The sequence below is a fragment of the Pseudomonas sp. NMI542_15 genome, from assembly GCF_021283425.1.
Taxonomy (GTDB): domain Bacteria; phylum Pseudomonadota; class Gammaproteobacteria; order Pseudomonadales; family Pseudomonadaceae; genus Aquipseudomonas; species Aquipseudomonas fortuita.
Genome location: NZ_JAJSRO010000074.1, coordinates 1 through 677 on the forward strand (window position 1 = coordinate 1; position 677 = coordinate 677).

At 61.9% G+C, this 677-nt stretch carries 1 protein-coding gene; it reads right to left on the reverse strand.

The window, feature by feature from the left end:
• The coding region (locus tag LU684_RS30460; protein ID WP_232895374.1) for a PAAR domain-containing protein at nt 1-677 on the reverse strand (677 nt) is incomplete at both ends.

Here is a 677-nt window from a genome sequence, read left to right on the forward strand (position 1 = left end):
CGCATCATGAACTCGGCCTCTTCTGGCGTCAGGCTCGCCAACGCTTCCCGCGCCTGTTTCGCCGCACTCATTGCAGTCAGTTCTTCACGCGTACACACCGGCCGCTGCAACCCGTCGCCAATGACAAAGATCTCACCTGCCTTGAACCCACGCTGATAGGTCGGGTTCAGTCGTTCCAGAATCGAGCTAGGCAGGTTGGCCTGCGGCGCGCCGAGTTCTGCCAAGACTTCCTGATACGTCATGCAGCGCGGAACGATGTAGAAGCCAGGCTCCATGCCCTGCGCTGTTTTTGAGGGCTGATGTGCCCCAGGTTGATAGCTGCTGCTTACTTGGTTACTCGCTTGGGCCTGTGGTGGTGCCTCATGAACAGGCTCAGGTGCAGGCGCCCTGCGCGACGCCGCAGGGGCGTATCCACTTGCAACCAGGCGATTGCTGCCCGATGGGCACCCGCATTGCACCAGCGCTCCATCCAGAGCAGTGGGTATGTCGTCCTGCCGCCAACGAGATTCGCCCTCGATGATGGTGCCCGCTTGTCCACAGAGCGGGCAGGGTGTGGTCGGGTCGCCTTGAAGAAGCCAGTTGCGGCCATGCACGCGGCCCCTGGCCCGGCTGGCAATACAAACAGCGCCTGTGGTGGTTTGGTCGCCCTCAAGGCCCTGGTATCGGCCGAAGATGTT